Source organism: Variovorax sp. P4_B10 (assembly GCF_056402375.1).
In genome coordinates this window covers 48,667-72,442 of sequence record NZ_JBFUHN010000020.1, presented here as the reverse complement: position 1 = coordinate 72,442, position 23,776 = coordinate 48,667, and the positions used below count along the sequence as shown (strand labels likewise).

Annotated in this window: 24 protein-coding genes and 1 tRNA gene; 4 read left to right on the top strand and 21 right to left on the bottom strand. The window is 66.5% G+C overall.

Annotated elements, in window-relative coordinates; translation table 11 throughout:
- Nucleotides 1-5: 5 nt before the first annotated feature.
- The 11 genes from AC1DXX_RS12145 to alaS form a co-directional block, all read right to left on the bottom strand.
- Nucleotides 6-803 carry an aspartate dehydrogenase gene (locus AC1DXX_RS12145; RefSeq protein ID WP_478134450.1) on the bottom strand — a complete coding sequence of 266 codons (798 nt, stop codon included), beginning with the start codon at nucleotides 801-803 and terminating at the stop codon, nucleotides 6-8.
- Between the two features lie 18 nt (nucleotides 804-821).
- Nucleotides 822-2,525 carry a thiamine pyrophosphate-binding protein gene (locus tag AC1DXX_RS12140; protein WP_478134449.1) on the bottom strand — a complete coding sequence of 568 codons (1,704 nt, stop codon included), beginning with the start codon at nucleotides 2,523-2,525 and terminating at the stop codon, nucleotides 822-824.
- Nucleotides 2,518-3,354: an SDR family oxidoreductase gene (locus AC1DXX_RS12135; protein WP_478134448.1), complete on the bottom strand. Its 837-nt coding sequence runs from the start codon at nucleotides 3,352-3,354 to the stop codon at nucleotides 2,518-2,520. Before AC1DXX_RS12135 ends, AC1DXX_RS12140 begins: the two co-directional genes overlap by 8 nt.
- 5 nt (nucleotides 3,355-3,359) lie before the next feature.
- The gene (locus AC1DXX_RS12130) at nucleotides 3,360-4,196 is read right to left on the bottom strand and encodes an IclR family transcriptional regulator (protein WP_478134447.1); all 837 of its coding nucleotides are present in this window, start codon (nucleotides 4,194-4,196) and stop codon (nucleotides 3,360-3,362) included.
- A gap of 42 nt (nucleotides 4,197-4,238) precedes the next feature.
- The gene (locus tag AC1DXX_RS12125) at nucleotides 4,239-5,111 is read right to left on the bottom strand and encodes an alpha/beta fold hydrolase (RefSeq protein WP_478134446.1); all 873 of its coding nucleotides are present in this window, start codon (nucleotides 5,109-5,111) and stop codon (nucleotides 4,239-4,241) included.
- A 7-nt stretch (nucleotides 5,112-5,118) separates the two neighbouring features.
- Entirely contained in the window at nucleotides 5,119-5,667 is a 549-nt protein-coding gene (locus AC1DXX_RS12120) for a cupin domain-containing protein (RefSeq protein ID WP_478134445.1), read from the bottom strand.
- Between the two features lie 28 nt (nucleotides 5,668-5,695).
- A complete protein-coding gene (locus AC1DXX_RS12115; protein WP_478134444.1) occupies nucleotides 5,696-6,511 on the bottom strand; it encodes an SDR family oxidoreductase in 816 nt (271 codons plus the stop codon).
- A gap of 7 nt (nucleotides 6,512-6,518) precedes the next feature.
- Nucleotides 6,519-7,505 (bottom strand): Bug family tripartite tricarboxylate transporter substrate binding protein, encoded by a 987-nt coding sequence (locus AC1DXX_RS12110; protein ID WP_478134443.1) that lies wholly within the window; start codon nucleotides 7,503-7,505, stop codon nucleotides 6,519-6,521.
- Between the two features lie 177 nt (nucleotides 7,506-7,682).
- Nucleotides 7,683-8,942: a D-amino acid dehydrogenase gene (locus AC1DXX_RS12105; protein WP_478134442.1), complete on the bottom strand. Its 1,260-nt coding sequence runs from the start codon at nucleotides 8,940-8,942 to the stop codon at nucleotides 7,683-7,685.
- A gap of 45 nt (nucleotides 8,943-8,987) precedes the next feature.
- On the bottom strand, nucleotides 8,988-10,004 hold the full coding sequence (locus AC1DXX_RS12100) for a 2-dehydropantoate 2-reductase (RefSeq protein WP_478134441.1): 1,017 nt from the start codon (nucleotides 10,002-10,004) through the stop codon (nucleotides 8,988-8,990).
- Nucleotides 10,004-12,628, bottom strand: coding sequence for an alanine--tRNA ligase (gene alaS, locus AC1DXX_RS12095; protein WP_478134440.1), 2,625 nt, complete (start codon nucleotides 12,626-12,628; stop codon nucleotides 10,004-10,006). Before alaS ends, AC1DXX_RS12100 begins: the two co-directional genes overlap by 1 nt.
- 253 nt (nucleotides 12,629-12,881) lie before the next feature.
- Between alaS and AC1DXX_RS12090 the strand changes: the two genes are divergently transcribed.
- Complete coding sequence (locus AC1DXX_RS12090; protein ID WP_478134439.1) at nucleotides 12,882-13,703, top strand: ferritin-like domain-containing protein; 822 nt, start codon at nucleotides 12,882-12,884, stop codon at nucleotides 13,701-13,703.
- Here AC1DXX_RS12090 and AC1DXX_RS12085 read toward each other — a convergent pair.
- The 8 genes from AC1DXX_RS12085 to AC1DXX_RS12050 form a co-directional block, all read right to left on the bottom strand.
- Nucleotides 13,700-13,942, bottom strand: coding sequence for a hypothetical protein (locus tag AC1DXX_RS12085; protein ID WP_478134438.1), 243 nt, complete (start codon nucleotides 13,940-13,942; stop codon nucleotides 13,700-13,702). The genes AC1DXX_RS12090 and AC1DXX_RS12085 overlap by 4 nt on opposite strands.
- 161 nt (nucleotides 13,943-14,103) lie before the next feature.
- Nucleotides 14,104-14,388 (bottom strand): hypothetical protein, encoded by a 285-nt coding sequence (locus tag AC1DXX_RS12080; protein ID WP_478134437.1) that lies wholly within the window; start codon nucleotides 14,386-14,388, stop codon nucleotides 14,104-14,106.
- Between the two features lie 502 nt (nucleotides 14,389-14,890).
- The gene (locus AC1DXX_RS12075; protein ID WP_478134436.1) at nucleotides 14,891-15,268 is read right to left on the bottom strand and encodes a hypothetical protein; all 378 of its coding nucleotides are present in this window, start codon (nucleotides 15,266-15,268) and stop codon (nucleotides 14,891-14,893) included.
- Nucleotides 15,269-15,841: 573 nt separating this feature from the next.
- Nucleotides 15,842-16,591, bottom strand: a complete 750-nt coding sequence (locus AC1DXX_RS12070) for a Crp/Fnr family transcriptional regulator (protein ID WP_478134434.1) — start codon at nucleotides 16,589-16,591, stop codon at nucleotides 15,842-15,844.
- Nucleotides 16,592-16,797: 206 nt separating this feature from the next.
- The gene (locus AC1DXX_RS12065; RefSeq protein WP_478134433.1) at nucleotides 16,798-17,121 is read right to left on the bottom strand and encodes a hypothetical protein; all 324 of its coding nucleotides are present in this window, start codon (nucleotides 17,119-17,121) and stop codon (nucleotides 16,798-16,800) included.
- A complete protein-coding gene (locus tag AC1DXX_RS12060; protein WP_478134432.1) occupies nucleotides 17,118-18,362 on the bottom strand; it encodes an EAL domain-containing protein in 1,245 nt (414 codons plus the stop codon). The genes AC1DXX_RS12065 and AC1DXX_RS12060 overlap by 4 nt, the downstream gene beginning before the upstream one ends.
- A gap of 563 nt (nucleotides 18,363-18,925) precedes the next feature.
- Nucleotides 18,926-19,147, bottom strand: coding sequence for a response regulator transcription factor (locus AC1DXX_RS12055; protein WP_478134431.1), 222 nt, complete (start codon nucleotides 19,145-19,147; stop codon nucleotides 18,926-18,928).
- 65 nt (nucleotides 19,148-19,212) lie between these two features.
- A complete protein-coding gene (locus AC1DXX_RS12050; RefSeq protein ID WP_478134463.1) occupies nucleotides 19,213-19,893 on the bottom strand; it encodes a Crp/Fnr family transcriptional regulator in 681 nt (226 codons plus the stop codon).
- Between the two features lie 534 nt (nucleotides 19,894-20,427).
- Here AC1DXX_RS12050 and AC1DXX_RS12045 point away from each other — a divergent pair.
- Nucleotides 20,428-20,688, top strand: a complete 261-nt coding sequence (locus AC1DXX_RS12045; RefSeq protein WP_478134430.1) for a hypothetical protein — start codon at nucleotides 20,428-20,430, stop codon at nucleotides 20,686-20,688.
- A gap of 198 nt (nucleotides 20,689-20,886) precedes the next feature.
- A tRNA-Gly gene (locus tag AC1DXX_RS12040) sits at nucleotides 20,887-20,960 on the top strand.
- A 62-nt stretch (nucleotides 20,961-21,022) separates the two neighbouring features.
- Here AC1DXX_RS12040 and AC1DXX_RS12035 read toward each other — a convergent pair.
- On the bottom strand, nucleotides 21,023-21,553 hold the full coding sequence (locus AC1DXX_RS12035; protein WP_478134429.1) for an NUDIX hydrolase: 531 nt from the start codon (nucleotides 21,551-21,553) through the stop codon (nucleotides 21,023-21,025).
- 10 nt (nucleotides 21,554-21,563) lie between these two features.
- Entirely contained in the window at nucleotides 21,564-23,003 is a 1,440-nt protein-coding gene (locus AC1DXX_RS12030) for a trypsin-like peptidase domain-containing protein (protein WP_478134427.1), read from the bottom strand.
- A gap of 244 nt (nucleotides 23,004-23,247) precedes the next feature.
- Here AC1DXX_RS12030 and AC1DXX_RS12025 point away from each other — a divergent pair, with 244 nt between their 5' ends.
- Nucleotides 23,248-23,775: a flavodoxin family protein gene (locus AC1DXX_RS12025; RefSeq protein ID WP_478134425.1), complete on the top strand. Its 528-nt coding sequence runs from the start codon at nucleotides 23,248-23,250 to the stop codon at nucleotides 23,773-23,775.
- Nucleotide 23,776 lies beyond the last annotated feature (1 nt).

Here is a 23,776-nt window from a genome sequence, read left to right as displayed (position 1 = left end):
GTGACTCAGATGGCGAGGGGCGCGACGCGGTTGCGCAGCGCGCGCACGGCGCTGTACACGGTCAGGGCCGAGGTCTTGGGGTTGGCCGCGAGCGGCTTGTTGCGCATGGTCAGCTCGAAGCTGCCGAAGGCGCCCTCGGCTTCGACGGTGTGCACGTTCTCGGCGGTGGCGGGATCGGCGATGAGGCGCACCAGCGTCCTGTCGAGGCCGAGCCCCGCGAGCGAGACGGTGGCCGCGACGTTCGCGTTCTTCGGGTAGAGCAAGGCGGCTTCGCGTGCGCTGCCTTCGAAGATCACCGTGGCCTGCGTCAGCGCGCCGAGGTCGCGGCCCTGTTCGGCCGGCGTGCCCTTCCAGGCCTGCGGCGGCTTGCGGCCGGTGTAGCGCACGCTGTCGAGGCCGCCGATGCGGGCCGCGGCGAGCGCGTCGATGGCGCCGATGGCGCCGGGAATCAGCTGCACCTGCGTCCGGCCGGCGACGGCCGCGGCCTCGAGCCGCTCGGCGAAGCCCACGGCCGACAGTGCGCCGACCGAGGCGACCACGCAGGGCGTGCCGCGTGAAAGCGCGGGCAGCACATGCTCCTCGATGGCGGCATGGCCGGCCGTCTCGACCACGAGGTCGATGCCGGCGACAGGCACCGCGCTGAGCACCTGCACGCCGGGCGCGGCCTGCTGTGCGGCGGCAATGCCTTCGGCGGGCACGACGATGACAGTCACCTTCAGGGCCGGCTCGCCCCGGAGCAGTTCGAGCACCGAGGTGCCGATGGCCCCGCAGCCGACGAGTGCGATGCGTGTGATGGCGGACATGGACAGGACCCCGCTCACTTACTTGGCCGCACCGAGCGCGGGAATCTGGGTGACCGTGTTGGTCGGAGGGCCGGCGAAGCTGGTCTTGAAGCCGCCGATCGACAGCATGTCGATCTCGAGCAGGAACGGGCCGTCGGTGGACAGCGCCTTGTCCAGGCGGGCCGGCAGGTCGGCCAGGTCCTGCACGCGGGCATGCGGCAGCGCGATCGACTTGCACAGCAGGTCGTAGTCGGGCGTGTGCAGCTCGGCATAGCACTGGCGGCCGCCGTACTGCGCGTCCTGGATGTTCTTGATGACGCCGTAGCTCTTGTCGTTCATCAGCACGATCACCATGGGCGCCTTCTCCTGCACCATGCAGGCCAGCTCGCCCAGGTTCAGGATGAAGCCGCCGTCGCCGGCCAGGCAGAAGGTCTTGCGGCCCGAGCCGGTCACCGCCGCGCCGATGGCCGCGCCGATGGCCATCGGCATGCCCTGGCCGATGCCGCCGCCCGTGGCGTGCACGCCGGCGCTCGGCTCGAAGATGCGCAGCTCGCGATTGCCCCAGGTGCTGTTGGAGACGGTCACGTCGCGCACCCAGTTGAACTGGCGGCCCGCAGCCGACTGGAGCCGGCGCACGAGTTCGGCATACGGGCCGAGGCCGTCGCGCAGCGTCGCGACCGCCTGGTCGTGCGCGGCGCGCAGGTCGGCCAGCAGTTGCGCATCGGCCTTGTAGCCGGCCGCTTCGAGGCGATCGGCCAGGCCTTCGAGGGCCAGCGCCGAATCGCCGCAGACAAAAGCTTCGGAGGCATAGCAGCGGCCTTCGACGGCGGCATCGGCGTCGATCCGGTACAGCGGGCGAGGCAGCTTCAGTTCGTACTTGAGCGTTTCGTTGCCGCGCAGGCGCGAGCCGACCACGAGCATCGCATCGCAGGTCTGGTAGAAGGCCTCGACCGGCTTCTGGATGTTGTAGGCGCCGAGCGAGCCGGCGTCGTCCTCGGGCACGGTGCCGCGGCCCTGCGTGGTGGTGACCACGCCGAAGCCCAGCTTCTGCAGGCGCTGGATGGCGCCGCGGGCGTGGCGCGCACCGCCGCCCACCCACAGCATCGGGCGCCTGGCCGTGGCCAGGCGCGCGGCCAGCGCGTCGAGCGCAGCGGCGGACGGCACGGGCCGCTCCACGGGCAGCGGCAACAGGTCGGCCGGCATCGTCGTCAGTGCCGACTGGATGTCGATCGGAATCTCCACGCTGACCGGGCCGGTGGGCGCCGTCAGCGCGAGCTGCACCGCGCGCTTGAGCGTGCCGAGCACGGTCTCCACGCTGCGCACGCGCAGCGCCGCCTTCGACACGGCCTTGAGCATGGCGAGCTGATCGGGCGCCTCGTGGATGTACGACATGCCCTTGTCGAGATAAGGCGTCTCGATCTGGCCCGTGATGTGCAAGAGCGGCGCGCCGGCGGTCAGCGCCTCGACCATGCTGCCCGCGATGTTGCCCGCGGCCGGGCCGGTGCTGGTGATGCACACGCCCAGGCTGGCGGTGGAGCGCGCATAGGCGTCGGCCATGTTGCCCGCGCCCGCCTCGCCCCGCGCAGAGATGAAGCGGATCGTGCCGCGCTGCGCGAAGGCATCGAGGATCGGCATGTTGTGGATCGAGATCACGCCGAAGGCTGCCTTGACGCCGCACTGTTCGAGAAAGGCCGCGACGACTGCACCGACCGTGACCGTGTTGTTGTTGTTGGGGTTATGCATGGCGCGACAGGCCTCCTGAAATATCGATGTGGCTGCCCGTCGTATAGGACGCGAGGGGCGAAGCGAGGAAAAGGATCGCGCGCGCGGCTTCTGTCGGAAGCCCCAGGCGACCCAGCGGGATGTGCTTGTTCTGCGCGAGCTGGCCGCTCCAGGCGGACCAGTCCTGCGACTGGTCTTCGCGCGCCTCGAAGCGGCGGCGCCACTGGCCCGACTCGACCAGGCCGATCAGGATGCCGTTGACGCGCACGCCTTGCGGCGCGAACTCGGTGGCCATCGACCGCACGAGGTTCAGCAAGCCGGCGCGCGCGGCCGAGGTGGCGACCATGTGCGGCTCGGGCTGGCGCGCCAGCAGCGAGTTGGCGCAGACGATGGCGGCATCGCCCAGCACGGCACGCTGCGCCGAGAGCTGCGGCAGGAAGGCGCGCGTGGGGTTGATGACAGAGAAGAACTTCAGGTTGAGCTCTTCGGTCCAGGCCGCATCGTCGGTGTCGGCGAAGGTGGAGACGCGCCCCTGCCCCGCGTTGTTGACGAGCATCGAGGCCGCGCCGAGCGCGGCTTCGCTCGCGGCGGCGAAGGCCTTGACCGCAGCGCCGTCGAGCACGTCGCAAGACTGTGCGAAGAGCTTTGCGCCAGGGAACTGCTCGCGCAGGCCGGCCACCGCGCGGTCGAGCCGCTCGGCATTGCGGCCGCACAGCGCGACGGATGCGCCACTCGCGAGCAGCAGTTCGACGGTCGCGAGGCCGATGCCCGAGGAGCCGCCCGTGACCACAGCCACGCGGCCCGCCAACGCGTCGGCGGCAAAGAAATGAGAAGGTGCCTGCATCGTCATGCCCGTCATGCGCTGCGAAGCGGCACCACCTTGTTGGCATGCGCAGGCGAGTAGTTCAGCAGGCCCGAGATCTCTTCCGCGGTGCTGCGCACGCGCAGCACCATCTCGTCCATGCGGTTCTCCTCGATATGGCCCGAGGTGATGGTGGCGCCCAGCGCCGCCACGATGTGGCCGCTGTGGTCGCGCACCGGCGCCGCGATGCTGGAGATGTTCGATTCGAAAAAACCCTCGCCCAGCACATAGCCGCGCGTGCGGTCGGCCTGCACCATGTCGAAGAGTTCGTTCACGGTCTTGGGCGTGCTGGGCGAGAAGGTCTCGAGCTTGTCTTCGGGGTAAAGCGCGCGCAGCTGCGGCAGCGTGAGGTCTTCGAGCAGCACGCGGCCCAGCACCGTGGCGTGGGCCGGCAGGCGCGTGCCCACGGTGACCGAGCTGGCGAACGGCGTGGGCGGCGCCACCTTGGCCACGTAGACAATCGAACGGCCGTCGCGCACCACCAGGTTGCAGGGGGTGCGCAGCGCGTCGCACAGGCGATTGAGCAGCGGCGTGCCGAGCTGCGTGAGTTCGAGCGAGGCGAGGTATTCGAAGCCCAGGCGCAGCACCGCGAGGCCGAGGCGGTAGTCGCGGCCGCCCTCGGCACGCTCGAGAAAGCCCATGTTCTCCAGCGTGGTGAGAAGCCGGAACACGGTCGAGCGCGGCAGGTCGAAGCGGCGGGCCAGCTCGGGCGCGGAGAGCGTGCGGCTCTCGCGGCTGAACTCGCACAGCATGCGCAGGCCGCGCTCGAGCGCGGGCACGTTGTAGCGGTCAGCGCCCTCTTCCATCACTTCGTTGTCGTTGGTGGCCATGGTTGTTGGTTCTTCCCGTTGGTTGTCTTGTCGTGTCTTCTATCAGGCGGCGAGCACTTCGCGCAGCAATGCGGCAACGGCTTGCGGCTGCTCCACGTAGCTGGCGTGTCCGGCACCGGCGATCGGCTCGAGCGGCACGCCGCACCGGCGCGCGACTTCGGCGCAGGCCTCGGGCGTGGTGACGACATCGAGGGAGCCGCAAGCCACGCGCACCGGCATGGCGGGCGGCAGGTCGGCCGGCAGGTCGGCGTTGCACAGCAGCTCGACGGCCTGGCGATAGCCGCCGTCGTTCAGCCGCGCCATGTTCCAGCGCACCCACTGGCGCGCGAGTTCGCTGGCGGTGTCGGACAGCAGGCGGCTCGAGCGCTTCGCGGCCATGCCGGCGATGCCCAGCTCGTCGAGCACGGCGAGCCGTTCGTTGCGCACCCTGGCGCGGGCTTCGGCGCGCGACGGTGCGCCGTAGCCTGCGGCCGGACTGATCAGCACGAGGTGGCGGATGCGCGAAACCAGGGCCGAATCCGTGCGCGCTGCAGAGGCCGCGGTGAGCGCACCGAGCGAATGGCCGACCAGCACGCAAGACTGTATGTCGAGCGCATCGAGCAAGGCGTGCAGTCGCTCGGCGTAGTCCGCAGCGGATGGTGCGGCAGGAGCAAGCGGCGTCGATGCACCGTAGCCCGGTGCGTCCCACGCGATCACCCGGGCCTGCGGCGCCAGCAGCAAGGCGACGTTGAGCCACGAGGCCGCACCAGAGCCGATGCCATGCAGGCAGACGACGACCGGCCCTGCACCGCGTTCGCGCACCGACACCACCGCGCCGCCGCCGACCGGCACGGCACGTGCCGGGAAACGGTCGTCCAGCAGCGCCAGCTCGGAAGCCGGCAGGGTCAGCGCGTCGGAGGCGATGGCGTCGTTCATGGCTTCTTCAGCGTTTGATCTTGGCGAGCGGGTGATCGGCGGGGTAGGTCGGCGTCACCGGCTTCTTCGCGCCGAGCATCACGCACATCAGCGCGTCTTCGTCGCCGATGTTGATCTCCTCGCGGTAGACGCCCGGCGGCACCGAGATCAGGTCGCGGTCGGTCATGATGGTTTCGAAGCGCTCGCCGTCCTTCTCGATCACGACCTTGAGCTTGCCGCGGATCAGGAAGAACACTTCTTCCACGTCGGTGTGCAGGTGCGGCGGGCCCTCATGGCCGGCCGGAATCACCATGGTGGAGAAGGTGAAGTGCTCGGCGGGCACGGTGTTGACGTCCGCAGCGATGCCGGTGCCGCCGGTGCCCACGTAGCGCATCTGCGCGCGGCGGAACTTGGGGTCGAGGTCGGCCTGGAACTTCAGCGCGTCCCAGTCGTACTTGCGGGTTTCGTAGCGCGCGATGCGGGTGCTCATCCACTCGGCAAGGCTGCTGCCTTCGGGCTGCGCCAGGCTGTTGCCGGCGGCATCGGTGATCTTCTGTTGTTCGGACAAATCGCTCATAGTGTTCACTCCATTCGTCGGAAAAAATTCAGTGCATCGCAAAGCCGCCGTTGACGGCCAGCAGCTGGCCCGTCACGAAGCGCGAGAGGCCGGAAAGCAGATACAGCGTGGCGCCGCACACGTCGGCGGCTTGCTGTTCGCGTGGAATGGCACGGCCTTCCAGGTACTTCTGGTGGCGCGCCATCGGCACGTACTCGGTGGCCTCGACCAGCGTGAGGCCCGGGGCCACGGCGTTGACGGTGATGTTGTCGCCGCCCCATTCGCGCGCCAGCGAACGCGTCATCGAGATGACCGCGCCCTTGCTCGATGCGTAGGCCAGCAGGTTGGGTGCGCCCCAGAGCGCGGTGTCGGAGGCCAGGTTGACGACGGCGCCGCGGCCGCTCGCAGCCAGCGCGGGCTGGCAGGCACGGCCCATGAGCCAGGTGCCGCGCACGTTGACGTTCATCACGCGGTCCCAGGTGTCGATTTCGAGCTGGTGCGCGTCGCGGCCGCCCGAGTTGGTGATGGCCGCGTTGTTGACCAGGCCGTCGAGGCCGCCGAGCAGGCGGACGGCTTCGGCGGCGCAGGCGTCGATGGAGGCGGGGTCCGACAGGTCGACGGCGAGCGCATGGGCCTTGTGGCCGGCATCGCGCAGCGCCTTCGCCTCGGTCTCGGCCAGATCGCCGAGGATGTCGGCCAGCACCACGCTCGCGCCCGCCGCGGCGACGCATTGCGCGAACGCGAGGCCCAGGCCGCGTGCGGCGCCGGTCACGAGCACGCGGCGGCCCGCCAGCAGGCTGGCCGGCAGCTCGGCCAGCAGCGCCTGCAGGCTCGACGGATCGGGAGTGGCTTTGGGTTCGGTCATGGGATGTTCAATCGGCCTGGATGCCGAGCTCCTTGATGACCTTGCCGAAGCGCGCGTAGTCCGCGGCGTTGGTCTTGCCGAGCACCTCGGCATCGCCTCCCACCGGCGTGGTGCCGAGCACGGCCATGCGCGCGACGATGTCGGGCATCTTGAGGATCTCGTTGAAGTGGCCGTTCAGCGTCTTGACGATCTCGGGCGGCAGCTGGCGCGGGCCCCACAGGCCGTTCCAGGCCGTCACCTCGACGTCCTTGTAGCCCTGCTCCAGCAGCGTCGGCACCTTGGGCGCCAGCGGCGAGCGCTCGCGCGAGGCCACGGCCAGCGGCAGCAGCTTGCCGTTGGCGAAGTAAGGCGCCACCGGGCCGAGCGTGATGAAGGTGACGGGCACATGGCCGCCGAGCACGTCGTTGACCGCGGGCGCCACGCCCTTGTACGGCACGTGCGCCAGGTTGGCGCCCGACGCGCGGGCGAACATCTCGCCGAGGATGTGCATCGGCGAGCCGCTGCCAGGGCTCGCATACGAGAGCGACTTGCTGGCGCCCTTCGCGGCGGCAACGGCATCCTTCAGGCTGGCGAAACCGCTCGCACCGCTCGCCACCAGGAACAGCGGCTGGCTGCCGGTCTGCACGATCGGCGTGAAGCCGTTGAGTACGTCGTAGCCCGACGCGCCGTTGGTCTTCAGCACCAGCTGCGCGATGGAGAAGGTGCTGGGCGCGAGCAGCAGCGTGTAGCCGTCGGGCGCCGCCTTCGACACGTAGGCGCTGCCGATGATGCCGCTGGCGCCCGGGCGGTTGTCGACCACCACCGGCTGCCCCACCCGCGCCGAGAGCTTCTCGGCGAAGAGCCGCGCCAGCGCATCGGTGTCGCCACCCGCCGGATAGGCAACGACCAGCGTGATCGGCTTGCTGGGGTAGTTCTGCGCCCAGGCAAGTCCGGTGGCGCAAGCGGCGGCCAGGGAAATGGCGGCTGCGACGGCATGGCGGCGTGAGTGTTTCATGGGTCCGTGGTGGCCGGTGTTTTGTTTCTCTAATGAAACAACGATTTATTGATGGAACGCACGAAGAATACCCAGGAAGACAACTTCGCGACTAGGTAGAAACCCTAGATCGCGCAACCCAACGTAAACAGGGCGGCCTTTTGGGCCGCCCTGCTCGGGGTGGGGTGTCGGGCCTGCTCAGCCGCCGTAGCGCGCCACGGTCAGGCCTTCCATGTCGATCTCGGGCGCCTTGCCGGCGATCAGGTCGGCCATCACGCGGCCGGTGCCGGCCGCCATGGTCCAGCCGAGCGTGCCGTGGCCGGTGCTCAGCATCAGGTTGGGAATGCGGGTGGCACCGATCACCGGCGTGCCGTCGGGCGTCATCGGTCGCAGGCCGGTCCAGAAGGAGGCCTCGCGCACATCGCCGCCCTTCGGGAAGAGATCGGTCACGACGTGTTCGAGCGTGTCGCGGCGGCGCGGGTTGAGCGCGAGGTCGAAGCCCGAAAGCTGCGCCGTGCCGCCCACGCGGATGCGGTCGCCGAGCCGCGTGACGGCCACCTTGAAGGTTTCGTCCATCACGGTGGATTCGGGCGCGCCGCTCGCGTCGGCGATGGGCACGGTGATCGAGAAGCCCTTGACCGGGTACACCGGCAGATCGATGCCCAGCGGCTTGACCAGCGCGGGCGAGTAGCTGCCGAGCGCGACCACGTAGCGGTCGGCGGTGAAGCTGCCCGCGTCGGTGCGCACCGCAGTCACGCCCTTGGCTGCATCGTGTTCGACAGCCTGGATGTTCACGCCGAACCTGAAGGTCACGCCCGCTGCCTCTGCGAGCTTGGCCAGCGCCTGGGTGAACTTGAAGCAATCGCCGGTCTCGTCGCCCGGCAGGCGCAGGCCGCCGACGAACTTGTCCTTCACCGCCGCGAGCGCGGGCTCGTGCTGCACGCAGCCTTCGCGGTCGAGCACCTGGTAGGGCACGCCGGAGGCCTTGAGCACTTCGACGTCTTTCGAGGTGCCGTCGAGTTGCTGCTGGGTGCGAAAGAGCTGCAGCGTGCCCTGCATGCGCTCGTCGTATTGAATGCCGGTGTCCGCGCGCAGGGCCTTGAGGCAATCGCGGCTGTATTCGGCGAGCCGCACCATGCGGCCCTTGTTGAGCTCGTAGCGCGCCTGCGTGCAGTTGCGCAGCATCGAGAGGCCCCAGCGCCACATCGCGGGATCGAGCATGGGCTTGACGACTAGCGGGCTGTGCTGCATCAGCATCCACTTGATGGCCTTGACCGGCACGCCGGGCCCGGCCCACGGCGCCGAGTAGCCGGGCGACACTTCGCCCGCGTTGCCGAAGCTGGTTTCGAGCGCGGGCGCCGCCTGGCGCTCCAGCACCGTCACCTCATGGCCGGCACGCGCCAGGTAGTAGGCCACCGAGGTGCCGATGACACCGCTGCCGAGAATCAGGACCTGCATGAGAACTCCCTCTTTCTTGATAGCCGCAACGGCCCGAGGGTAACGCTACAGGCCCAATGCATCCTGCAATTGCCGTGCCGGCCAGCGCTGCGGCTGTTGCGGCCAGGCCTCGAGCAACGCGACCATGCGCGCGTTGCGCGGTGCGCTCAGGCCGTGCGCCTGTGCGAGACGCACCACCTCGCCGCTGAGCGCGTCGATCTCGGTGCGCCGGCCGAGTGCCAGGTCGTCGGCCATGCTCGAGCGGGCCTTGGCATCGATGCGCAGCATGCGCGCCGCGACGATGCGAAACAGCCAGTCGGGCAGGCGCAGCAGGCCGGGCAGCCGCCGCGCCGGAACGGCCGCCACCTGCGCGGGCGCGATGCCGCTCGCGCCGAGCACGTCGAGCGTTTCGTCGATGAGGGCGGCAAAGCATTGCCGGTAGCCGCGCTGCATCAGCTCCTGGCGCAGCGGCAGGCCCGAGAGCGCATTGACGGGGTTGTTGAGGTTGAGCAGCAGCTTGCCCCACTGCACCGGCAACAGGTCGGCATGCAGGTCGAGCGGCACGCCGGCGCGCTCGAACACGGGCAGCCAGGGGCGCAGTGCCGCATCGTCCTCGGCGGCCAGCCGGCCGGGCGTCCCGCGATGGAAAGCGCCTTCGCCGATCTCGGCCACGTTGTACGGCACCATGCCGGGCCGCACATTGAGCGACGGGCCGGCCTGCGACGCCGCGGCGCTGTTCGAAATGCCGTTCTGCAGCGAAACGACCGTGGTGCCCGCGGGCAGCGCGAAAGCCAGTTCGCCCGCTGCCTCGGCCGTGGCCCCGCTCTTCACGCACAACAGCACCAGCGCGGGCCTGGCGCCGGCGGGCACCTGTTCGCACAGGCGCAGCGCCGAAGGCAGGATGTGGTGCTTCGCACCGTCGAGATCGCTGAGCGTCAGGCCGTGGTCCGCCAGCTTGCGCAGCACGCGCGGACGGCCGACGAAGGTGACGGGCACGCCCGCCGCGGCGAGACGGCCGCCGATGTAGCAGCCGATGGTGCCCGCGCCCATCACGAGCACTTCGCCGGGCAGCGCGTCGGTCATCAGGCGCGTTCCGCGACCCAGCCCTGAACCGACTTCAGAGCGGCAGGCAGGCCCGCCGCATTGGTGCCGCCGGCCATGGCCATGTCGGCCTTGCCGCCGCCCTTGCCGCCGACCTGCTGGGCCACGAAGTTGACCAACTCGCCGGCCTTGGCCTTGCCCGTGGTGTCGGCGGTGACGCCGGCTGCGATCTGCACCTTGTCGCCGTCGACGGCGGCCAGCACGATGATGGCCGTCTTGAGCTTGTCCTTGAGTTTGTCCATGGTGTCGCGCAGCGTCTTGGCGTCGGCGCCGTCGAGCTTGGCGGCGAGCACCTTGATGCCGTTGACATCGACCGCTTGCGCCAGGAGCTCGTCGCCCTTGGACGATGCGAGCTTGCCCTTGAGCGAGCCCACTTCGCGCTCGAGCGCCCTCACCTGCTCCAGCACCTGCGTGAGCCGCCCCTGCAGCTCGGCGGCCGGCGCCTTGAGGGTGGCGGCCACGCTGTGCACGGTGGATTCGAGGTCTTGCAGGTAGGCCAGCGCGTTGGCGCCGGTGACGGCTTCGATGCGGCGCACGCCGGCGGCCACGCCGCCCTCGCCGACGATCTTGAACAGGCCGATGTCGCCGGTGCGGCCCACGTGGGTGCCGCCGCAGAGTTCGCGGCTGGAGCCGATGTCGAGCACGCGCACGGTCTCGCCGTACTTCTCGCCGAACAGCATCATGGCGCCGGTCTTCTGGGCCGATTCCATGTCCATCACGCGGGCGTGCGTCTCGGAGTTGGCGAGGACCTCGGCGTTGACGCGCTTCTCGATCTCGACGATCTGGTCTTGCGTGACGGGCGCGTTGTGCGCGAAGTCGAAACGCGTCTTGTCGGCATCGACCAGCGAACCCTTCTGCTGCACGTGGTCGCCGAGCACTTCGCGCAGGGCCTTGTGCATCAGGTGGGTGACCGAGTGGTTGCGCATGGTGGCGGCGCGGCGCGCGGTATCGACCGCGGCCTTGACCGCGTCGCCGACCTTGAGCGTGCCTTGGGTCTGCGTGCCATGGTGGCCGAACACGTCGGCCTTGATCTTCTGGGTGTCGTCGACGCCGAACTGCACGCCCTCGGCAATGAGCACGCCCTGGTCGCCGACCTGGCCGCCGCTCTCGGCATAGAAAGGCGTGGTGTCGAGCACCACGATGCCGGGCTGGCCTTCCTTCAGTTCCTGCACGGCGGCGCCTTCGAAGTACAGCGCGACAATCTTGGCGCTTTCCTCGAGGTGGTCGTAGCCGGTGAAGGCGTTGCCCGCGCCGGTGTATTCGACGTTGCGGTCCATCTTGAACTTGCCGCCCGCGCGGCCCGCGGCCTTCTGCTTTTCCATGGCGACGTTGAAGCCGGCTTCGTCGACGCTCACGCCGCGCTCGCGGCACACGTCGGCCGACAGGTCCAGCGGGAAGCCGTAGGTGTCGTGCAGCTTGAAGGCGACTTCGCCCGGCAGCGTCCTGGCGCCACCGGCCAGGGCCGCGTCGAGGATTTCCATGCCGTTGGCTAGCGTTTCGAAGAAGCGTTCTTCCTCGGCCTTCAGTGTGTCGGTGATGCGCTTTTCATCAGCCACGAGCTTGGGATACGCATCGCCCATCAGCTTCGCGAGGTCGGGCACCAGCTTGTGGAAGAACGGTTTCTTCTGGCCCAGCTTGTAGCCGTGGCGAATCGCGCGGCGGATGATGCGGCGCTGCACGTAGCCGCGGCCCTCGTTCGAGGGGATCACGCCGTCGGCCACCAGGAACGAGGTGGCGCGGATGTGGTCGGCGATCACGCGCAGCGAGTTGTTCGACAGGTCTTTCTCGCCGGTCTCGCGCGCTGCGGCCTTGATGAGCGCGTCGAAGATGTCGATTTCGTAGTTGCTGTGCACATGCTGCAGGATTGCGGCCAGCCGCTCCAGGCCCATGCCGGTGTCGACGCAGGGCGCGGGCAGCTTCTTGACCGAGCCGTCGGGCTGCATGTCGAACTGCATGAACACGTTGTTCCAGATCTCGATGTAGCGGTCGCCGTCTTCATCGGGGCTGCCGGGCGGGCCGCCGGGGATCTCGGGGCCGTGGTCGTAGAAGATTTCGGAGCACGGGCCGCAGGGGCCCGTGTCGGCCATCATCCAGAAGTTGTCGGACATGTAGCGGCCGCCCTTGTTGTCGCCGATGCGCACGACGCGCTCGGGCGGCAGGCCGATTTCCTTGGTCCAGATGTCGTAGGCCTCGTCGTCCTCGATGTAGACGGTGGCCCAGAGCTTTTCGGCCGGCAGCTTGTAGACCTCGGTCAGCAGCTCGAAGGCCCACTTGAGCGACTCGCGCTTGAAGTAGTCGCCGAAGCTCCAGTTGCCCAGCATCTCGAAGAAGGTGTGGTGGCGCGCGGTGTAGCCCACGTTCTCGAGGTCGTTGTGCTTGCCGCCGGCACGCAGGCACGCCTGGACCGAGGCGGCGCGCACGTAGGGACGCTTGTCTTCGCCCAGGAACACGTCCTTGAACTGGACCATGCCCGAGTTGGTGAACATCAGCGTCGGGTCGTTGCCCGGCACCAGCGAACTCGAGGGCACCACCGTGTGGCCCTTGGAGGCGAAGAAATCGAGAAAGGTCTTGCGGATGTCCGCAACCGTGAATGTGGGCTGGCTCATCTTTGATTTCGTCTTCTGTCGAGGGCGGCCTGGCGATGGCGACCCTGCGTCGAAACCACTGCGTTGAACCGGCCTAACTGCTTGATTTGCTTGAACAATCGATTATAGGTTTGCCTATGGGGCCTGGGCGGCCCAAGGGCAAACGGCATGATCGGGACACCGCGGCTAATATGCGCCCTGCAGCCCGCGCGGCCGAACCAAACGTGGCCGGCTTCGTCCTATTCATATGCACAACATGAATCAAGGAGTCCGCATGGCAGGTCAAGAGGCCGAACACTGGAAGATCGAGGATCTCGATTTCTCGCGCATCGCACTCGACAAAGTGCGCAATGACGAGAACCTTTTCTACCTCGTGACCTCCGCCTCGTTCGTCGAAAGCGGCTCGGACCTGTACACGCAGAACCTGGTGGATTTCTTTCGCGGCGACGACGAGGTCACCGAATGGCTCTCGGATCACTGGGAGCCCGAGGAACTCCAGCACGGCGAGGCCTTGCGCGCCTATGTGCGGCACGTCTGGCCGGAGTTCGAGTGGGAAACAGCCTACCGCGGCTTTCTCGAGGAATACGCGACCTATTGCAAGATCGAATTGCTGGCGCCGACCCGCGCCCTCGAAATGACCGCCCGCTGCGTGGTCGAGACCGGCACCGCCACCTACTACCGCGCCATGGCCCGCGGCACCACCGAACCGGTGCTGCACGACCTCGCGACCCGCATTGCGGCCGACGAGGTCAACCACTACAAGCACTTCTACCGCTTCTTCCGCCGCTACCGCGAGCAGGAAAAGCTGAGCCGCTTTCGCGTGTTCGGCACCATCGGCCGGCGCACGCTGGAGCTGAAGAGCGAAGACGCCGACTGCGCGATCCGCCATGTCGTGAAGGCCCGGTCTCCTCATCGGGCTCACGACACGGCCTATGTGCAGCAGCTGAGCGCGCGCATGAACAGCACCATCCGCACCAACCTGAGCCCGGGCGCCACGCTCAAGATGCTGATGCGGCCACTGGAACTGCCTGCCAGGGTACAGACGGTGATCCAGTACCCGATCAGGCAGTTCATGCAGCACGTCTTCCTGCGCTAGCAACGCGCCTTATCGGAGCGCTGATGCACCATGAAGCGCCGCAGCGCGCGGCGTCCCAGCCTGGTGAGTTCGGTCACCGTTGCCACCGGCAACTCGGCCACGGCGGACCGGCCCAGGGGAACGACGGCTCTGACGCAGCCTTCCCGGATCAGGGCCTCGACTGCAGCAACGCCCTGCACACCTGCAACGGTGGCGGGCAGTTCCTGTGTCGAGAGATAGTGCAACAGCGTATGGCGCATGCCTTGCGAAGAAAAATCCTGACGGCCTTCAGCCTCGAGGAACCGCTCTCGAGAGCGGGTGCCAAAGCGACCTCTACCAACGCCGGAAGACCGTCAGGACCAGTATCGTTCCCCAACCTTAAGCCGAACTGAAAATGGGGCGAGGCCAAGGCCGAGCCAGGTCAGGTCGCCGACGTCAACCCTGGCTTGCGGCTGCCGTCCAGCGAATACAACTGCGGCCGGTCGTCTGCAACGACGTCTGCCGGCCCGTGCTCCGGGCCGCGCGGCTGCCGATAGAGCTCGCTTTCGAGTCGCCTGACGCGCTCCGCATACATCCGGGCCAAGGCGCTGTGATGTTCCGCCGCGGCCTGGTGTTCGATGCGTGCCATCTGCGCTTCCTCGAGCAGTGCCGACGCCCGCTTGAGATAGGCGGTATGGCTGGGACGAAACAGGAAGTCGAAGGTCATTTCATGCTCCTTGCCGCAAGAATGCGGTCAAGAGATGTTCCTCCTCGGGGCCGTCCGACGTCTGTCAGCGCGCGCCTACCCGAGCGGCGACAGCGGTCGCTTTTGCCTAGCACATGGCCATGACGGGTTTTCCATTTTCAATGGGGACAATGTTGTGGAAAACCGTGTGTGCATTGCGCAGAATCGTTGCCTGGCGTGGCCTGCAACACGGTGCCTGCAAAAGTGGCAGCAGCTGAAAAATATTTGGATTTGCCACCCATCGCGTGGCTTCCGAGGCGAAAAAGAGGCTTCTGGTACAATCCTGCCTCGCCCGGACATGGTTCGGGTGTTGCCTGGCCAGGCAAGCCGAATCTCACACCGGCGCGTCGAAGTCACTGCGACGAGAAAAACAACAGGTGGCTTCCGCAATTGAACATTTGCCGTAACCGTGGACCGCGTGAGAGTTCACGACCACCTTCCAAAGCCCGCCTCGCGCGGGCTTTTTCAATGGAAAGAACCGGCCCTACGCCGCGCCCTCGAATTCGTTCTCGGGCTCTCGCTCTGCCCCGCGCGGGAGTTGGGCCAGAAACGTTGCCACGATGATGGCCGCGGCCCGGTCGATTTCGATGACGTCGCCGACACTGAACTGAAGCGAAGCCGTCTTGCCGGTGGACCCGAGCGGTCGGCGCAACTCGAGGAGAACCTCGGCCGCCAGATCGCGATCCGTGCGTGCCCGGCCGTCCGGCCGCATTACCCACCGATCCACCTGATCGAACGGCATGCGGCGAAAGACCCCGACGACGGGGAAGTACTGGAACCGCTCTTCGTCGACCCGGATCGGAATGCTGAAGCGACACAGGAATGTGCCCACCTCAGGTGACGGTTCATTCATCGCTCCCATGAAGCACCTCTTTTTCGTTGTGGGAAGAGTGTGCGGCAGCGATCCGCGGATTGGGAATGGCTGGCCTGCAACACAAGGCGCGACAAGACACAGTTCCGCAAAGTTGATGGCCAGAACCGGAACTAGTTCACACTTTTCGGGCCGCGCGGCGAAAAAAAACCCAGCGCCAAGCTGGGTTGAATCTCTTCAGGTGCTGTCACGCACAGAGAACTCGCACTTCAAAGCGAGTCCGCAAAATCTAGGGCTTCATGCAGACCTCACCTGTAAGACGAGACCGACACTTCGGCCTCGAATGGCACGCCGAGACGATTGCCGGTTGCCAAATTTTTCACACTTTTAAGTGTGTCCTACGACAACAGCCTATTTTTGGCTTACAGCCATTTGCAGTCACCCCGTCGACGATCAACGTGCTGTCACACAACAGGGCCGCATAGAAGAAGAGCTCTCTGTTTCGTCCTTAGAGCGCCCCGCAGGCGCTCCTCCAACCCGCTTCGGCGGGTATTTTTTGCCCGGGCCATGATCGGCGATGTCGCCCCCCTACTTGCCGCGAATTCAGTTCGATTCGCCCTTCATTCATTCGCGAGGAGCAATGAGCAGATCGGGAAACAGCAGCGACTCGCTGTGTTCAGGCTCAGCGTTGGACGCGTTTTTCTCCACGGGCGGCAAGTTGCCAAGGTCCGTCGACGCGAAATCGGGCGGCACATGGATGCCGTGCTCGTCGCGCCAGACGAGGCCACGGCTCTCCATGTCGCGCATGGTCTTGTTGACCACCTCGCGCGAGAGTCCCGAATAGGAGGCGATCACCGCCTGGGTGATGCGCTTGTCGTAGCCGCTCGAGCCCGCGGGCGCGAGCTGGGTCAATTCGTAGAGCACACGGCTGACCAGGACTTCCGCCGACAGCGAAGAAATCCGCCGCAGCTGCCCGCGCAGCATGTCCATGCGCTGCATCGCGAGTTCGAGCAAGCCCAGCGCCACCTCGGGGTGCTTCGAGCAGAGCTCGCGCACCGCCGATACCGGCACGAGGTACGCCGACGAAGGCAGCGCCGCAATGAGCGTCGGCACGGCCTGATAACGGTCCTCGCTGAGCGAAGGACCATGGAAGAAATCCCACCGGCGAATGAAGTCGGTCGTGACGTCGCCGCTGTTTGCGCTCCCATGCACCACGACCCGCAGCAGGCCGCTGGTCACGCAGTAGATGCGGTCCGTCCATTCGTCCGCATGGAGCACCAGCTCGTTGCGCCGATAGGAGCGAAGCTCGCTGCATTGGATCAAGGCCTTTCGCTCCGCCGTGCTGACGTTGTGAAGAAGGGGGTGCAGGTACATGGCTGAAGATGATGAATTCGATTCGGTTGCCGGATTCGAAGGCACGCCCGAATCCACAACCGATGGTCAAACCCTCGTTATCTCCGTGTCGCAAAAAGGCCCGGACCGTCTGCACGGTCCGGCGAGGCTTGCGATGGCGGCCGCCGCGATCAGCCCACGGCCTGCCGTCTTGTCGCGCGCCAATGCACGGATCGACTTGAACATGGTCATTCCTTCTTCCCTGTCAATTGAGTGCGCCGAACGCGCAGGCCGAGCTGCTGCTGGTGGAGCCGTTCACCGACGAGCCGACGGCGCCGCTTCGGGGACCTGTCGTCCTGTTTCGAGGACGCGATGCGCGGACCTCGGTCCGCCTGGAGGCGGATCGCCGCCTCCAGCACGAGGTACTGCGCCTTGGCCGCGAGGTCGTTCGGGCCGGCACCGCCGGAGGTCAGTCCGCTGCAGTTCAAGACCTCCTGGATCGCGCGCTGCAGGTTGTTCAGCTCCGCGTTCAGCCGGACCAGGCCCAGATGCAATTCCAGCGGAATGCTCATGCCGGCCTCCGCTGGACCAGGTTCGTCTGCGAAGCGGGCCGTACCGGTTCTTCGGCATCGTGCAGGTAGTAGCCCTGCAACCACCGGGCGCCTGCGTCCAACGCCACGTCCATGTCCTCTTCGCGCTCGACGCCGTCGACCACGACGTGCGATGCCAGATGCGCACAGAGCGTCAGCATGTCGCGCAGGCATTCGCGGCCGAACTCGCTTTCGCGCGCCCGGCGCGGGAACGAGGCGTCGAGCTTGACGATGTCGGGGCGGCAGGCTTGTACCGCGGCCAGGTTGCCGGTCCCGACACCGAAGTCCTTGATCGCGATCCGGCAGCCGCACGACCGCAGCCGGGCACAGAAGTCGCGAACCGATTCCAGATTCGAGAACGCCATGCCGTCGGAGATTTCCACCGTCAGGCTGGAAGCCAACGCCGGCTGGGACTGCAGGGTCGACAGCAGGGACGCCCACCAGTGATCGAGCCGCGCGCTCTGCGCGAAGATGCTCACCCCCACGCGCACCGAAGGCTCGCGCCGCAATTCGTCGAGGACCTGCCGCACCACCAGCCTGTCGAACACGCGGGCCAGGCCGAGACGCTGCAGGCACGGCATGAACACCTCCGGCGTGGGCGAAGCCGGATGGCCTGAGTGCGGTGCGATGCGGGGGCGTGCCTCACGGTAGAACGTGGTTGCGGACGCGTAGGCATCGACCACGGGCCGCCATGCGAAGGCAAGGCGATCGGCCTGCAGTGCCTCGCTCACGCGCACCGCCACATCCATGTCCGCGCGGTAGAGCTGTCGCCATCCGTCGGTGCGGTTTTCTTGCGCGTCCGGAAAGGGCTGGGCAGTCCACAGCGTGAGCTCGATCTCCGAGGCGCCCAGTTGCTCCGGCGCGCACACCTCGATCCAGTCCGCATGCAATTGCGCCAGTGCCGTCATTCCCTCGGCGCGTATCGGCTCGCTGCCGGTCACGGCGAGCAGCGTCTCGAGTTGCTCGCTGACGGGTTGCGCCGCGTGCGATGGGCCGGCCGCGAAGGCGTCATTGCTCCACAGCAGAAAGCAGTCGTCGCGCAGGCAGGCCAGGTCTGTTTCGGCCGAGCTCAGGAAGCTGGCGCAAAGCCGGCGCTTGATCTCGCGGCTCACGGCCATCGCGAAGTCCAGGCCATAAGCCTCGACGAGGTGCGGCAGGTTGGCGATGAAGACGAACGCGCAATCCCGTCGTCGCCCAACACCGGCCGCCTGCACATTCCACACGGTGCGATCCTTTGGCGTGTCGGCGGATGCAACGCGGTGATGCATCGGCATGTGGAATGCCGGTGCGATCGGCCTCCACGGCCGAAGGGGCCTGTCTGTGGTTTGCGAAAGAGCGGACATTGCATCCTCGATAAAAAAACTGTGGGCCCGGGAGAAAGCTGCACGTTCGTGGCGGCAACAGTTCTCCATCCCCCGCCGAAACGCGGGTTTGAACGGGTTCTTGAAAATCACCGGGCGGGCGAGAACTCCAGGCGCCTCGACGCTCCTCTCGGAGCAGCCGGCGATCGGCTATCGCGTCACGGGGAGCGGCGCGCAATCGGCGGAGGACGTCGGCCTCCGCGCGCGGTCGCGGTCAGGGGTTCGGCATGAGAGCAACCTTCGAACTGACGGTACTGCTGATTCGCGATGCAGACCCGCACGCAAGACGCCGCGGTCTTGCGTTCGATGGAAGCCGGGTCTGAAAACCATCACGTTGGGAGCTCCGTAAGAATTCGAAAACAATTTGATACTACGGATGTCGATCGGCTCACGCATTCACTTTTAGGCCCGGAATGTGTCCCAGTTCACAACTCGACACAGGTGGTCGCGGGACCCGTGCGCGACTTGACGGCCAGCCTGCGGTAGATGCTCTTGAGCCGGGTCTCGATCGTGTTGATGGAGCGGTGAGTTTCTTCAGCGATCTGCCGGTTGCTCCAGCCCCGGGCAATCAGCCGCAGCACCTTCAGCTCGCGTGGCGACAGCGGACCCTTCGCCTCGACCGAGCCGGCAGTCGCCGCGGAACTCATGCACCGGTCGCTCCCGGCAGCGGAAGTCGCGAGTCCGGCGAAGGCGCGCCCATCTCGGAAGCGTTCTATCCGGCAGGCGGCAAGCCGAAGTCTGTCGCGGCGAACGCCTCGGGCACATGCACGCCGCACTCGTCGCGGCGCACGAGTCCACGGTCCTCCATGTTGCGCATGGTCCTGTTGACCACCTCGCGCGAGAGCCCCGAATAGGATGCGATCACCGATTGTGTGATGCGCTTGTCATACCCACCCGTCGTTGCCGGTGCGAGCTGGGTCAACTGATGAAGCACGCGGCCCACGAGATCTTCGGACGACAGCGATGAAATCCGGCGCAGTTGCCCACGCATCGCGCTCATGCGCTTCATGGCAAGGCTCAGCAGTGTCAGGACCACCTCGGGGTGCAATGCGCACAGCCTGCGCATTGCAGAGACGGGAATGAGATACACCGACGAAGGCAGCGCTGCGACGAGCGTCTGGCCGGCCTGGTAGCGGTCTTCGTTGAAAGAAGCACCGAGGAAGAAATCATCCTTGCGAATGAAGTCGGTGGTGACGTCACCGTTGCCGTTGCCGCTGCCGCTGCCATGCGCCACCACGCGCAGCAGCCCGCTGGCCACGCAGTAGATCCGGTCCGTCCATTCGTCCACGGCGAGCACGATGTCGTTTCGCCGGTAGGAACGGAGTTCGGTGGCCTGGACCAACGCCGCGCGTTCTGCCTGCGGCAGATCGGCAACCAGAGCATGCAGATACATGTCCGGATGGTGTGCGATAGCACCGTCGGGTGCAACCCACAAATGGGGGATATCGTTCCGACCCCACTCTGTAGCCAAAAGGATTCAATGCGAGGGACTGCGAGCCTGCTTCCGTCGTCGGCGTGGGTTCGAACTTTCCGTGCAAGCGGCGGGCAACAGGCGCCACGCCCTTCCTCGAGGCAGCAGCGTTTATCGCAATCACGGTTGCCCAAAGTTACCTATCGTCTCGCATGTAGTGCGTTAGACTTCATTTCGGTAGCCCACTTCTCTCTTCCTCCCTCCTCCAGGGCTACCTTTGCCCGCCTTGTGCGGGCTTTTTCTTGCCCACAGCTTGCTGGCTCGAATACCGGTGGCAATCCGCGGCGCCGCCCTCTCACCTTCCGCTGCATCTCATGCAATCGGATTGCCCCGTCTTTTGCAAAGCACCCATGACCTTCGGCACTCGTGACTCCACGCCGCCAATCTGACGTGGTTCCTGCTGACGAGAGGTAGAGTCCGATTTCCTCAACACGGACCCCGCAAGGGGCGGACGAAATGACAGTCAGATTCCTGATGGAGGACCACGACCAGATGGTCGCGAAGGCTTCGGGCGCATGGCCGAGGGTAGAGGCAACTGCGGGTTGTCCGTACAACGTTGGGGACCTCATCAGCTTCCCCGATTTTCCGAACCTGATGTACCAAGTGACGATGCGGTACTACCGACAGGGCTCAACGCCAGATCAGTCGGAATGGCTCGTGAAGCTCGAGCATGTTCCGAATCCCTTTGGATCTCAGCCCGAAGCGCTGACAGACTGACGATCGGGTGCCTCGTACTGACGGGCAGGCCTTTGAGGCTTGGCAGCGCGAACGTCAAAGAACATGGACCTATACTCCCGGCTGTCGTCAGCAGACCGGATGACGTTGGGAACACGGTCGAAGTCGAAAGACCTTTTCTCCTCTGTAGAATCAGGTAGTCAGGTCGATAACTCGTTTGGAATCAACGGGTTAAAAAATGCGGGTGTAGTTCAATGGTAGAACGGCAGCTTCCCAAGCTTCATACGAGGGTTCGATTCCCTTCACCCGCTCCAAGCAACGTTCCAAGGCAACCCTCAGCGTCCGTCGCCCCGGAAGAGAATCTGGCAGTGCGCCGTCATTCTTGAACGAGAGGCTGTGCGCCGCCATGCGCCGGACCAATCCGGGTGAGCTCACGCTGCGCAGGTGCCGCCTGGACAGGAGCAGCTTCATACAGCAGCTGCCCGTGGATCGCCGCCAATGAGAGCGTTTGCGTCAGCACGGCAACCAGGCTGGGGGCGCACAACAGCGGCAACTCTTCCGGCGTGGCCCATCGGAATCCGTTCATCTCGGGGCACAGTCGCCCATGGCGGTCCGTGTAGAAGCTGGAACATACGCAGGATTTCGCCTCGAAGTGCGCCACCAGCACGGCGAAAAGCCGGAGTTCCTTGTTCCGCCGGTATCTAAAAAGGCCGATTTCCCTCAATTGACCGGGCAACAGCCGCAGCCCGCATTCCTCGAAGGCCTCGCGCACCGCGGTCTGCGCGCCCTGCTCTTGCGCTGTGCCCTCGCCTTTCGGAATGTCCCAGTACCGGCTTGCGTTCGCATGGCCGAGCAGCAGACTTCCTGCAGGATCGAACACCAGAACGCCACAGCTGACCGACTTCATGGCAGCGGTTTCACGGCGTCAACGCTGCGGCATCGCCCGCACGCTGCGCCAACGGCGCGCGCCTCGACACGCGCGGGGGAATCGCTATGTAGCTTCTGGCCGAGCCTCGCATGACCAGCAACGCAACCGTGTCGCTCTCCGGAATGGAATGGATTGCCGCATCGAAATCCGCCAGGCCGGCCACGTGCACGTCGTTGACCGCGATCAGCATGTCGCCATAGCGCAATCCCGCACGCTGCGCCGACCCCGAAGCCGATTGCACATAAAGCCCGGGGTCCAGCAAACTGATGCCCAGCGTACCCTTGCGCTCCGCGAGGTCGAGTCCAAACCGGACCTCACGCGTTTCGGAGCGCGCAACGAGCTTTGGCGCGATGTCCGGCACACTTTGAGCCACGCTCACCTGCACGGTCAACGGCGCCCTGTGGCGCCAGACACGCAAGGTCAACCCACTGCCCCGACTGGCGCTGGCCACGCGATCCTGTATCTCGGCATAGGGCATCGCCGCCGCGGCACCGACGGCCAGCACCACATCGCCGCTGCGCAGCCCCGCCGTCTCCGCCGGGCTGTCCGGATCGACGCGCACAACCAGTGCGCCCAGTGCGGCATCGAGGCCGAATGCCGGCGCCAATTCGGCGGTCAGGGGCTGGGTACGGGCACCGATATGGCTTCGCGTCACCCGCCCTGTTGCGCGAAGCTCGTCCGCCACGCGCATCGCAGTGTCGATGGGCAGGCTGAACGACACGCCGAAGTACCCGCCGCTTGCGGAGTAGATCATCGAGTTCATGCCCACCACATTCCCCCGCTCGTCGAACAGGGGACCACCCGAGTTGCCGGGATTGAGCGCGACATCGGTCTGGATCAGCGGCACCCCGTTTCCACCCGGCATGTAGCGCGGATTGGCGCTCACCACGCCGGCGGTGACGCTGCGTTCGAAGCCGAACGGCGCGCCCATCGCTGCGACCCATTCACCCGGGCAGAGCTCGCTGCTGTGGCCCACGGTAACGACCGGCAGGTCGGACGCCGCGATCCGGAGCAACGCGACGTCGGTACGGCGGTCGATGCCCACCACCTCGGCGTCGAAGCGGCGTTGGTCCGCCGTAGCGACGGAGATCGCCTGCGCACCGTTCACCGCATGCGCGCTGGTCAGGATGTAGCCGTCGCGACGGAAGATGAAGCCCGAGGCGAAGCCACGGCCCACGCCCTGCCCCCAAGACGTCGAAGACCGCATGTCGCCTGCGACAGCCCAGTCGTTGCCTGCCCCTGCGACGGTGATGCTCACCACCGCAGGCGACTGCCGCGCGGCGGCCGCCACGAAATCGGCGCCCTGCGACAGCGGCGGCACATGGTCCAGGCACGACCGCGCCTGCGACCAGGCGCTCGTTCCGCCTGCAAGCGCGAGTGCGCCGAGCGCGGCCGCAATCGTCCCTCGCGCGAGGGTGACGGCTTTCATTTCAAGCGATTCGTGCAGTCGCTGCCATCGACGGCAAGCAGGATGTTCATGATGGATCCTTCGACGGGAACGTTCCCCGGTGCACGAATGGTCGTCGTGCGGCCATGGAGCCACCTTGCGCCATATCAAGAAAACCAGGGGCTCGCGGCCCGCCTGCGCAACAGCATCCATTCTTGATTCAGCGCAAGACAGCCTTGCTTCGCCATGCCTACATTGACTGCATATGAATGCAGCAGAGGCAGCCATGAACAACGTCCTGGTGATCGTCTATTCCTACACCGGCACCTCCCGCAAGGTCGCGCAACTCCTGTGCAGCCAGCAGGGCTGGCGCATCGCCGACATCGCCGATGCGCGTCCGCGCAGCGGCGCCCTCGGCACCTGGCGCTGCCTGCTCGACTCGTTCTTCCGGCGGCAGCCCGCCATTCGCTACGACGGCCCGCCGCCCGGCGACTTCGATGCCGTGGTGCTGGTGTCTCCGATCTGGATGCTGCGGCTGGCCGGTCCCATGCGCAGCTTCGTCGCTCAACAGCGCCACCGCCTGCCCGATGTCGCCGTGCTCTCGGTCATGGGAGGAGAGGGTGCACCGAACGCAGCGGCCGAGATCGGCGAACTCCTGGGACGTGCACCGCTCACGACCACCGCGGTCACCCGGCGCGAGGTCGACGACGGCAGCTGTGCGGCCCGCCTGCAGGCATTCGGCACGGCCATACGGAGCGCGGAAGATTCGCAATCCGTGGTGCGCCCCGCCACCCTGTCGCCTCAGGCGATCTGAC